Below are 11,297 nucleotides of genomic sequence, written 5' to 3'. Positions count from 1 at the left end.
CCAATAAGAGACCAACGGCGCTGCAGCAAAATAACTCTATTCGATCACCTCGTCGGCGGTGGCGAGAAGCGATTGCGGGACATTAAGTCCGAGCGCTTTCGCGGTTTTCAGATTGATCACTAGTTCGTATTTTGTCGGTTGCTGAAATGGCAGGTCTCCGGCTTTCTCGCCGTGCAGAATGCGATCGACGTAGTTAGCCGATAGACGGAACATTTCCATTCGGTTGGCTCCATAAAACGCCAAGCCTCCGAGCCTCACGAAAAAGGAATAGGAGTACATAGCCGGCAGGTGGCGCTGGGCGACGAGGGCGACGATTTCGTTGCGCAGCAGGCTAGTCGTGACGTCGGGGAAGAAAAAAATCCCACCATTCTGACTGTCGGCGAGCCGCGTAACAGCCCTGTCGATGTCGGCAAGTCCATAAACAGGAGCGTCAACAGGTTCGATTGCAAGCGGACGAGAGGCAGCCTCGGAGGTGCGCCGATAGAAGGCCGCACTGGGATTGTCGGGATTGTAGATCATCGCAACGCGAGTAATAGCGGGCGCAATCTGCTTCAACATCTCCAGTGACTTTGTCAGCACCGGCAGCTCGAAACTCGCAAATCCGGTGACGTTGCCTCCCGGATGCGCGAGCGTTTGCGTGTCACCGACGCCAACCGGGTCGCCAACTCCTGGAGCAACAATCGGGATCGAGCGTGACAGGTGCATCAATACGGGGATTACCCGGCCGCCGGTGGCAACTACGACGTCCGGATTAGACGATATCAGACTTGCAGCTTGAGACCGCACCGTATCCATGTTGTCGTTGGTCCAACGTTCGTCGAATTGGACGTTGCGGCCGTCTACCCATCCAAGATGTGCCAACTCTTGCTTGAAAGCCTGAATCCACGCTTCGCTCTCGGTATCACCCTTGGCGTAGGGCATCACAATGCCAACCCGCCGCACTCGATCCGGCTGCGGGGCGCCCGCCGCCAGCGGCCACGCAGCTAAAACGGCCACTCCTTGAACGAAATCGCGTCGTCGCATTTGCTACCCGCCGAAGGCTTGGACCTTGCCGACTGCGTCGGCATTACAACAAGGACTTGCGGTCGATGGAATGGGGTTCAGCGGTCATTTCACCCACAATCATAGGCCGCCGATGTCGCCTTTGGGGTCAATAGCCGCCCATGGCGGCCTGCCTGACTTAGGTCAGCTCACCTCCCGAAAGCGTACGTTGCAGGGCTCTGAGCAAAAGTCGGCTGCGGGCCCAGAAGCCGACTTGCCTGAAACGACGGTTGTTGACGCGCAGCAGCCCGCGAGCAGGCAGCAGGTTATTTCAGCTCGATCTCCACCAGCTCTACTGCACTGCTTCCATTGTTTTCAATGCCGCGCTCTTCGGCGGGCATCACCATGAAGTCGTGATTGTTCAGCACCAGTGGCTGATCCGGCTTCCCCGGTCTTTTTTCGGTCACCGTGCCGCCACTAACGACGATCCTTGCACCTGGAGACGTTTGCTGAATTGCCGGAGCACTCTCACCTGGGCTTAGCTTGAGCCGCCAAGCCCGAACACGATCGTTATCCAGCGCCACTTCGTACTTTGCGGGCCGTGTCGAGACACTGTAACGCCCCGGTTCGGGATAGACGATCGCAAACGCCAGCAGCCGCATCGCATGGTCCTTTTCAATATTGATGACTTGATGCACGCCCGGGGTCTTCGTGTAGGAAGCAAAACGGACCTCCCCTGTCTTGAATTCTAGCTCTACCGGCTCTTTGCCAAGGACTTGGTTTTTTATCTTTGCGCCGGCCGTGATGACGAAAACCAGATCTTGATCGTGCGAATGGTAGCCGGTCGAAAAGCCCGGAGGCAACGTCACACTTACAAGAGACATGTTGTCATCCTGGAACGTGAACAAGTGAAAAGGTGCCTTCGTCACCGGCACAATTGTGGGTTTCTCCGCCTCTTCCCCCCAGCTGGGAGCAGTCAAGGCGCATGCCAACAACAACCCCAGGAGTCCGTGTTTCATTGGTCTCTCCCTAGTTTGCGCGCTTTTACGACTTGGTTCTTGCGCAGCCGACAACGGCTCGCCAAAACGCATTTCCGCGCGTTCGTTCCGGGCCGGTAGCTAATGGGTGACCGTCAACGGATACGCAAATTCGCTGCAAAAAATCAGGCGCACGAGAGCGTACATCACCCAGCGCGAATATCCGTCTCACTGACCCTAGGCCCACGACCAAAGGTTCGCAAGCGGATCGAATGATGCAAGCAAGACAGCGCGCTCCGGACTGGGATGAAATCATCGGTCAGCTGGGCTTACCGTTGCAGACTCGACGATTGAAGATGCCGGTTGATAAGATCCAGCATAGCTGTGGTAGGCACTCGACCACTTGAGCCGACACAGCGAACATAGAAGCGGCCCCTTTTAGAAGTCTGCATCGGTCACAGCTCGGCGAGCTGGTTCGGTGTCCCTCCAGCAGCCGACGTAAACGCCGAGCAAGCCGATCAGCAGCTTTGGGCCAGAATCGGACATCGCCGCTTGTGGCACTGGCAAACGAAAAGCCCAGGGCGATGCCGGGGCCTTTTTACATCATAATGCCCTTTCAGCCCTCACCACGTGTCCGCCCGGGCTGATGCTGAGGCCTGTCGCGAGCGCGTTGGGATAGCGTTTTACCATCTCGGCTACACGGAGATCTTCGACATCGGTAAACCCCTTGCCGCGAAGGATGGCGGAAAGTTCGGTCGGATTGAAGAAGGAGAGCCAGGGCTCGCCGCGCGCCGCAGCCTGCTCGGCGGCTGCCATCAGACGGGCGCGGCCCTCGGGAGAATGGTTCTCAAACGGCTCGGTGTACTCGAACACCACTGCGGATGCCGGAATGCTGGCGATGACGTCGAGTGTTACCAGGATCGCTTCTCGTGAAAGATAGACAACGACGCCAAGCCACTGAAAGAAGGCGGGGCAGTCGCTACGAAAGCCGGCACCAGCCAATCCCTCGGCAAGGCTCTGCCGTTCGAAGTCGATGGGTACAAAGGTGAGCAAGGCAGGTAGCGGCAATCCCGCTTCCTTCAGCCGCTCGCGCTTCCAGGCCTGCGTTGCGGGGTAATCGACTTCGAACACACGAACGCCGGTGTGGGCAAACGGGTTGCGCAGGGAAAACGTATCGAGGCCCGCGCCGAGTATAACGATCTGCCGCACGCCGCGCGCAACGCAGGCTGCAAGGGCATCCTCGGAAAACCGGCTGCGCGCGGCGATGAACAAGCGCATTGGCCCCAGCGATTCGTCGGCCGCCATTTCATTCAAGGAGACCGCTGTCCGTTCGTCCAAAATTCTCGACGCAAACGGATCTTTGAAGATAGCTCCGCCTTCTAATATCTGATGAATCGCGCGATGGGCGGCCGCACCCCGAGCGGTCTGACTGGGCTGTCCATGGTGCATGCCAACTATCCCTCTGTTGGGTTTAGTTTAGCATCGATAGCTCGGGCACCGCCAATGTCTCAGTTGGGCCAGAAGGAGACAGCGCTCCGCCCTCAGTCGATCACCTCGTCCGCGCGGGCGAGCAGTGGAGGCGGGATTGCGACTCCAATCGCCTTGGCAGTGGTGCGGTTAACGACCAGTTCGAATTTAGTGGGCTGCTCGACAGGCAAATCGGCGGGCTTGGCACCCTTGAGAATCTTGTCGACGAATAAGGCGGCACGTTCGAAGTTGGACATTCGGTCGTATGTATACGACATCAGACCGCCGGAAACGACATAATCTCGTATTTCGCAGGCGGTCGGAATCTTGGATGCGATGGCAAGTCTTGCGATCTGTTCACGAACCTCAATGGTCAGCGGGTCGAAGACAACGTAGAGCGCCTGGTCTCCTTCACCCGCGACCTTCGCGAACAGCGCGTTCACATCTCTGGACTTGGAAAGGGAACGCCAGGCGATCGTCAGTCCCAGAGATCCCGCTGCCTTCGTTGCTACGTCGAATTTGTTTTGGTTTACCCGATCTAGCGATGGAGACAGCCCTTTTTCCATCGATACGAAGGCGATCCGCTTTAGGTCCGGCACCATTTCTTGAAGCACCTCCAGACGTTTGCCAATGAGATCGATTGTAAGACCGGTGGTCCCCGTCGCGTTGCCGAGCGGTCGGGCAAGGCTATTTATGAATCCGGAGCCAATCGGGTCTGCCGGATTGACGAACACAATCGGGACCGTCTTCGTCATCGACATCGCGGCGGCGACGTCCGGTGTGTTCACCGCCACGATCAGGTCGGGCCGCAGCGCGACAAGCTCGGCCGCCGCTTCGTTTGACCGTTCCACTTGGCCCCCAAGCATTCGGCGTTCGAGAATAAGGTTTTTGCCCTCAATGTAGCCGAGTCGCGCGAGAGCTGTTTCTAGGACCAGATGCCGAGACTGCGCCTGCGGCTCATCAGATCCTTCGGTTGAGCTGAGATACCCGATCCGCCACACCCGCGCGGACTGCTGAGCCCGCGTCGCCGTCAACCCTGCTGCTGCGGCTGCTACGCCGCCGAGAAAGGATATGAACTCGCGCCGCCTCATGAGAGCCTCCCCCGCCGAGGTCGCCTAGGTTGAGGCTATCACAGGAAGCGAGTGTTGTATGGCGACGCCGATGTCCGCTTCGGGGTCAAACGGAGACCTGACGCCTCTGCGGCGCCACGTCCGGCTTTCCTCGCACAGCGGACATTGCAACCCGGCTTGACGGGGCCGCGTCAGACCATTCCGAGTGAAATTGCGCCGCTACCCGCGCAGCCTCACGCGGTCCTTGCGCGCGCTGTCGGTGACGAAGCCGATCACGGCGCGCAGCGCGGGGAGCTCGACCAGATCGGGATGCGCGAGCAGCCAGAGATCGGAGAGGGCCGGCGCAAAAGTTTCCCGCCAGCAACCGACCTGCCTCACATTACCACCTCTACGCCGCCATGAATGGATAAGGCGCCTGCCCATGTTTACGGCCGGCCCCATCGGACTCAGGCATTTTGACGGGCAGCTAATTCCTCGAACTCATCCGAAAGGTGCCATGCCACTTCAGTCCGATTCAGTTCTGTAGGTGTCGCCCTGCGCGATAAGGCGTCGTGCTTCTCCGGCCTCCGGAACCTCGATTCCCTCATTGAACCCGACCAGCGCTGGAAGCAGCAACGTGCGGGCGGCTTGCATGCGGCCCGTGGCTTGATAGAGCCTTGCCAGTGACAGCGCCGCGCGCAGCTCGAAAGTTCGCGTCTGCTGACTCCGGGCGATCTCAAGGGCTTTCGCGAACGCCAATTCGGCGGCCGCGACATTGGGCGGCGCCTGCTTGAGGAAAAGTTCACCGCGCTTGCGATGCACTTCGGCCTGGAACCAGCCCTCGCCGGAACGCTGGATGGTGGCTAGTTGGGCATCCAATGTCGCGAGCGCGTCGTCGACACGTCCCGCCTTCGCCTCGGCCTCGGCAAGCAACGTTCCGAGATCAGGCCTCCAGAAGTGAGAGCCCGCGTCGCGGAGGAGTTCCGATCCTTTTCGCATGCCGGCTTCTCCCTCCAGATCGCCGGCACAGAAGCGGACCCAGCCGTCGATGAATGTTCCGAACGCCAGCCACATCGGCAGTCCGTGCTCGCGCGCGAGGGCCAGAAGAGCCCTCGCATGCGGGGTGGCTTCGCGGGGCTTGCCACGGATCGCGTGGAATTTGCCCATATACCAGTGCGCGATCGCGATCGTCGGTATGTGGTCGCTCGGCAGCGCGAGACTGAATGCCTCCGCCGCAAGGGCGCTTGCGCGATCGACCTCGCCGAGCGGCCAAAGCACCAGAGCGAGGTAAAACTTGGCAACGACACCCGGTTCGTAGCCGAATCTGGACGCAAGCTCACGGTCTCGTTGAGGATCATACGCTGCAAGAGCCTTTTCGAGGTGCACCCGCGCTGCGGCGTAGTCACCTTGGAACCAACAAGTTATGCCGAACACACGATTCGCAATGCCGAACTCCGATGAGCCGGGCGAGTGCTGGACGTCGCTCAGAAAGGCGTCGGCCAATTCACGCATCTGCGGGAGGTCCCCACGCGTGAATCCTCCTACCCACATGCCGTAAAAGACCGTGAGTCGTTCGCTTCTGTCTTCGACGCCGGCGGCAAGTTCGCGAGCCCGTGCGAACGCCGCAATGGTCTGGGCGTTGGCCTGTCCCCGGCCATGAAGCAACGCATAACCATATGTCGTCTGGAGCCGCAGCCGCAGCGAGCGCAGGGGCGGACTGTCGGCTAACTCCTCGACGAGGCCGAGCGCCTTTTCGAGATGGGCAATCGCCTCGCTGTAGGCGGAAACGTGCGTGGCACGCTCCCCCGCCTTGCCCCACCATTCGACGGCGGGCTCCCAGAGGCCCGCCTGGGTGAAGTGATGCGCGGCGATCTCGGGCTGAATCTCGGCCAAAGTCGGGAACCGCTCGATCAGGACTTTGGCGATGCTCGCATGCAACTGCCGACGTCGGCTCTTGAGCATCGTGTCGTAGGCGGCGTCCTGCACCAGGGCATGTTTGAACAGATAAGTCGCATGCGGCGGCACGCCCTGCCGGAACAGCAGACCGGCGGCGATGAGACGGTGGAGCGCGGATTCCAGTTCTTGCGCCGGCTTGCGCACCACCGCTGCCAGTTGATCATGCGAAAATTGCCGCCCGATCGCCGCTCCGATTTGGGCCACTTCCTTTGCCGGACCGAGTCGATCGAGCCGCGCCATCAAGGAGGCTTGTAGGGTCGCTGGGACCGCCAGCGCCCGCGACGGAATCGCCAAAGCGGTCCGTCGCGCGTCGCCTTCGCTCTCCGCCTCCAGCACGGCCTTCGTCATCTCCTCCACGAACAGCGGGATGCCGTCGGTGCGCTCGATGATGTCCTCTCGAATGTCCGACGGGAGAGACCTGTCGCCGACGACACTGTCGATCATGGCGCCGACGTCGCGCAGCGACAGCCGATTGAGAGTCACAGCCGTTACGTGCGGCCGCTCGATCCAAGGTGGCTCGAATTCCGGCCGAAAGGTCACGATCAGCAGCACGCAAAGGCTCGCAATCCGATCCACTGCCCGACCGATTGCTTCCAGGCTCGTTGGGTCGGTCCAATGCGCGTCCTCGAAGATCATCAGCACCGGATTGGAACGGGCCAGTGCCTCGATTTGGGCGGTAAGGGCTTCCAGTGTTTGCTGGCGGCGCTGCTGCGGCGTCAGTTCGAACGCGGGATAGCGTCCGTCATTGGGAAGCAACAGCATTTCGGCAAAGAGTGCCGCGTGTTGCGTCGAGGTTGAGCTTCCCGACAACACGGCATCGAGCTTGTCGAGCTTCGCTTGCGGCGTGTCGTCGTGCGCCAGTCCAGCGGCGCGCTCCATCTGACCGATGATGGGATAGAGTGCGCTGTCAGCGTGCTGCGGAGAACAGAAATAGCGCAAGCGCGTGTGCGGCTCGCTGGCGAGGCGCTCGAGCAGCGCGGCTGCGAGCCGCGACTTGCCGATGCCGGCCTCGCCAGAGAGCAAGACCACCTGGCCCTCGCCGTTCTTCGCTGCAGCCCAGCGCCGGAGCAGCAGGTCGAGCTCTTCCTCCCGCCCGACCGGGGCAGTCAGGTCGGTCGCGTGCAGCGCCTCGAAGCGGCCTTCCACGGAGCTCGCCCGCAGGGCGGCCCAGACTCGAACCGGCTCGGCGATACCCTTGAGCTCCCTTGCCCCAAGACCCTGAAGCTCGAACAGATTGCCGAGGAGCCGTCGCGTGCTCTCGGCGATGACGACCATGTTCGGCTCGGCGATCCCTTGCAGGCGCGCTGCGAGGTTCGGTGTTTCACCGACGATGCGGCGCTCCTGTGCTTCGCCCGATCCGACCAAGTCGCCGACAACGACCAGCCCGGTCGCAATGCCGATACGGGTTTGGAGCGCAACGCGCGCCTTGAGCGCGGTCACTTCCGCGACCAACTCCAGTCCGGCGCGTACCGCCCGCTCGGCATCGTCCTCGTGGGCCTCGGGATAGCCGAAGTATATGAGGACGCCGTCGCCCATATATTTCGCCACGAACCCGCCAAGGCGACGCACGGTCTCAGCGACGCATGTCTGGTAAGCCGAGATTACCTCGCGCAAGTCCTCGGGGTCCATGCGGGCGGAGAGCGCCGTCGAACCGACCAAGTCGCTGAACATAACCGTGACTTGGCGACGCTCGGCGATGTCGTGCGATGTTGAAGCAACGGGTGCCGCAGGCGCAACGGCGACACGCTGCATGTCTTTTCCCGCGCTATTCACTTCGGCTATCGCGCGCAGCAGCTTGCGGCGATGGCCGAGCGAAGACACCCCGAGTTCTCTAAGGTCTTGATCGGTCAGCTCGCCCAGGATCGTGAAATCAATATCGTTGTCCGCGAAGCGCTGCGCGTACTCGGACATGCCGATCTGTTCAAGCCAGTCCCCAATCTTTTGCATCGCGGCTCGCGCCCCGGCGGGTTTGTCGTGGCCTGACCGGGCCTCCGAACCAGGACCACAGGGAACTCGTCCGATATCCCCGTAATGGTACGCCGCTGGATTAAACAAGCCAAGCGGACGTTCTTGACGCTCGACTGCGGGGCAGACGATACGTTGTGCGGCGCCGGGGGGCTTCATGTCGGATCACGAACGTCACTCTCGGCAGTAGACGGCGGCCTGTCGATTTCCGCTATGCCCCGTTAGCGACCGAGGTCGTGTGGCGGTGCAATATGTGCGAAGGGCCACAACCGGACTCATGCACCGCAGCGTACGGCATGGTTATTCGATCACCTCATCGGCGCGGGCAACCAATGCGACGGGTACCTCTAACCCGAGAGCCTTCGCCGCTTTCAGGTTTATGATGAGTTCCACCCGTGTCGAAAGTTGTACAGCGAGATTGGCCGGTTTCTCGCCGTTGAGTATTCGCCCGGCGTAGATGCCCGCATGATAATAGGAATCGCTAATGTCGCCGCCATAGCTCATTGCGCCGCCAGCTACCACAAAGTCTCGATACTGATAGATAGCCGGAAGCTTGTATTCGAGGGACTTCGCACCCAGCGTGGTGGCGTGGCTCGTAAACAGCGGGTCAGTACCGATCACTATTCCAGCGACGGAACCGGCAGCATCATTGAACGTCGCGTTGATCTCCTCGTCGGTGCTCGCGTGAAACGTCGTCAGCCTAACGCCCAAAGCGCTGGCCGCCGCTTTTACTCCGCTCTCAACCGCTTGTGTCAAGGGATTGGCCGAATTCGTCAGGAGCCCAAGCGAATTCCTGCCCGGCAAAAGCTCGTGCAACAGTTCTAAACGTTTCGGCGCTGTATCCACGTTGATATGTGCTGCGCCCGTGACATTTCCGCCCGGACTATTGAGGCTGGTCACTAGCCCGGTGCTGACAGGATCACCGCCGATTGCAAACACGATGGGAATGGTTGTGGTCGCCGACTTTGCGGCCAGCGCCGACGGCGTCGCTGCCGCCAAGATCAGGTTAACCTGTCGCTCAGCTAGCTTGGTGGCGAGCGCAGGCAGCCGATCATAGTGATCGTCTGCCCATGCGTATTCGAAGCCGACATTCTTTCCTTCGAGATAGCCCGCTTCGCTCAGCCCTTTTCGAAAGGCAGCTATCATCGGACTATAGTCTCGAGCCGTTGAGCTTCCTAAGATACCGATAACCGGGGATGACTGCTGTGCCCGTGCGTCCATCTGCGACAATGTAGCGGCGCTCGATACCACAAGTGTAATGAACTCCCGCCGCCGCATGTATCCTTCCCTCAAGGACCGCGCTAATGGATGGCGAGACTAGCACCGTGCGGCGGGCTTGTGGGAGCAATTGCGTCAAGTGCATTCTCAGCTCGCCAAGCGCATGGCGCATGCGTCAACGCGGGAAGTCCGAGTCGGGTCAATCGCGTCGGTTCGGCCCTCGGATGCAAACTTCCGGTCTACCCCAGTGACCTGACATGTCGCTGCACTGCATTAGCGGAAGCGAAGGGCCAACAGGCGACATTCGCCAAATGAAAAAAGGAAACCAACTCAAGTAAGCGGTAGCTATGAGGGCATTTGATGGATATCCATGGCGGGTGCCGTTTGACGAGAGAATCACCATGCGGCGACGTGAATTCATTGGTCATCTTGGAGCGGCAGCGGTTGGCGCTGTCTGCCGATCTAGTGTGAGCTACGCGCAGACCACAGGCGACGTTACGCATCGCACGATCCAGGCAAATGGGATTCATCTCCATTTCGTTGAACAGGGCGACGGACCGCTGGTCTTCCTGTGCCACGGTTTTCCGGAGTTATGGTATTCATGGCGGTACCAACTTCCCGCGCTAGCTTCGGCTGGATTCCATGCTGTCGCGTTAGACATGCGTGGCTACGGCAAGTCCGACCGGCCGGAGGCGATCGATCAATACACCCTTCTGCATCTCGTCGGCGATATGGAGGGGCTCCTTGATGCGCTTGGCGTTCAACAGGCTGTCATCGCTGGACACGATTGGGGTGCGGTGGTCGCGTGGCACGCAGCTTTGCTGCGGCCCGACCGTTTCCGTGCCGTTATCGCCCTCTGCCAGCCGTACTTGCCGCGGTCAACGGTAGCACCTACCCTGATCATGCCGCGGCGCAAGAATGCAGTGTTCTATCAGCTCTATTTCCAAGAGCCAGGCGTAGCAGAGTTCGAGCTTGAGCGCGATGTTCGGCAAACCTTCCTAAAGGTGCTAGGCGGCTGGTCAGCAGCCGGCGAGAGGTTGCCCGGTGACCCCCCTGTCGGAATGGTATCGCGTGACGGTGGATATCTCACTGAGAGGCAAACCCTTGCTTCCCTTCCGAACTGGCTAACAGAAGCCGACCTTGATTTTTACGTCCGCGAATTTGAGCGCACGGGGTTTCGCGGCGGTCTGAACTGGTACCGCAACATTGATCGAAATTGGGAGTTGTTAGCCTCGTTTGAGGGCGCGAAGGTCACTGTGCCCGCACTTTACATGGCCGGCGCTCGCGACCCGGCATTGGCATTCCCAGGCATGGACCGGGTCCTCGCCAGCTTGGCAAACACCGTGCCGCAATTGCGCGGCAAAGTCATACTCCCCGATTGCGGACATTGGACCCAGCAGGAGCGAGCGTTGGAGGTGAGCGCCGCGATGATCGATTTCTTGCGACATTTGTGAGCGAGTTCGTCGGGCGTCTGGCGACCGAACGATGTCACTCGCGCGCACCTAGCACAAGCCGACCTCAGCACCAGACTGAGCCTTGGCCTATTCTGCCCTTAAAGCGGAAATCACAGACAACTGTGCGAGATGTCAGCTTGGGGTCTCAAGCTGCTCTCGGCGGCCAGCATGCCCTTGTCGGGTCATCTCTCAGGAGCGGACATCGCCGCGCTTTGGGTTGAGGTCAGGCA

At 60.4% G+C, this 11,297-nt stretch carries 7 protein-coding genes and 1 pseudogene; 1 reads left to right on the top strand and 7 read right to left on the bottom strand.

The window, feature by feature from the left end:
* Positions 1-36: 36 nt before the first annotated feature.
* From AKN84_RS43445 to AKN84_RS43420, 7 genes and pseudogenes are all read right to left on the bottom strand, one after another.
* Positions 37-921, bottom strand: coding sequence for an ABC transporter substrate-binding protein (locus AKN84_RS43445; protein ID WP_050426468.1), 885 nt, complete (start codon positions 919-921; stop codon positions 37-39).
* Between the two features lie 386 nt (positions 922-1,307).
* On the bottom strand, positions 1,308-2,000 hold the full coding sequence (locus AKN84_RS43440) for a cupin domain-containing protein (protein ID WP_050426467.1): 693 nt from the start codon (positions 1,998-2,000) through the stop codon (positions 1,308-1,310).
* Positions 2,001-2,561: 561 nt separating this feature from the next.
* Positions 2,562-3,407, bottom strand: a complete 846-nt coding sequence (locus AKN84_RS43435; protein ID WP_050426466.1) for an SAM-dependent methyltransferase — start codon at positions 3,405-3,407, stop codon at positions 2,562-2,564.
* Between the two features lie 92 nt (positions 3,408-3,499).
* The gene (locus tag AKN84_RS43430) at positions 3,500-4,516 is read right to left on the bottom strand and encodes an ABC transporter substrate-binding protein (protein WP_050426465.1); all 1,017 of its coding nucleotides are present in this window, start codon (positions 4,514-4,516) and stop codon (positions 3,500-3,502) included.
* A 198-nt stretch (positions 4,517-4,714) separates the two neighbouring features.
* A pseudogene (locus tag AKN84_RS46970) lies at positions 4,715-4,834 on the bottom strand (LysR family transcriptional regulator); the annotation flags it as partial.
* 165 nt (positions 4,835-4,999) lie between these two features.
* The gene (locus tag AKN84_RS43425; RefSeq protein WP_162240943.1) at positions 5,000-8,377 is read right to left on the bottom strand and encodes an adenylate/guanylate cyclase domain-containing protein; all 3,378 of its coding nucleotides are present in this window, start codon (positions 8,375-8,377) and stop codon (positions 5,000-5,002) included.
* Between the two features lie 318 nt (positions 8,378-8,695).
* On the bottom strand, positions 8,696-9,541 hold the full coding sequence (locus tag AKN84_RS43420) for an ABC transporter substrate-binding protein (RefSeq protein WP_050426463.1): 846 nt from the start codon (positions 9,539-9,541) through the stop codon (positions 8,696-8,698).
* Positions 9,542-10,080: 539 nt separating this feature from the next.
* Between AKN84_RS43420 and AKN84_RS43415 the strand changes: the two genes are divergently transcribed.
* Complete coding sequence (locus tag AKN84_RS43415; protein WP_050426462.1) at positions 10,081-11,067, top strand: alpha/beta fold hydrolase; 987 nt, start codon at positions 10,081-10,083, stop codon at positions 11,065-11,067.
* The last annotated feature ends 230 nt before the right edge of the window (positions 11,068-11,297 follow it).

This window comes from Bradyrhizobium tropiciagri (assembly GCF_001189845.1).
GTDB lineage: Bacteria > Pseudomonadota > Alphaproteobacteria > Rhizobiales > Xanthobacteraceae > Bradyrhizobium > Bradyrhizobium tropiciagri.
This window is presented reverse-complemented; position numbering and strand designations above follow the sequence as displayed.